The sequence below is a fragment of the Burkholderia sp. GbtcB21 genome, from assembly GCF_019091065.1.
Taxonomy (GTDB): domain Bacteria; phylum Pseudomonadota; class Gammaproteobacteria; order Burkholderiales; family Burkholderiaceae; genus Burkholderia; species Burkholderia pyrrocinia_C.
In genome coordinates this window covers 1-251 of sequence record NZ_JAGXKA010000348.1, presented here as the reverse complement: position 1 = coordinate 251, position 251 = coordinate 1, and the positions used below count along the sequence as shown (strand labels likewise).

At 74.9% G+C, this 251-nt stretch carries 1 pseudogene; it reads left to right on the top strand.

The features are described from left to right. Window positions 1-251 (top strand): annotated as a pseudogene (locus KVT39_RS37090) (amino acid permease); the annotation flags it as partial.

Genomic DNA, 251 nt, shown 5'->3' with positions numbered 1-251 from the left:
GGCATCGCGGTCGTGGTCGTCGGGTTCCTGTATCTGTCGGTCGCCGCCGCGTGCGTGACGGTGCTCGGGCCGTCTGCAGGCGCATCGGGCGCACCGCTCGCCGAACTGATCGCGGGCGGCATCGGCGGGCACGCGCAGGTGCTCGCGGCCGCGGCCGCGCTGCTGCTCACGCTCGGCACGATGAATGGGTATTTCGCGGGCGCGGCCAAGCTCGGCGCGGCGCTCGGGCGCGACGGCGCATTGCCCGCGTG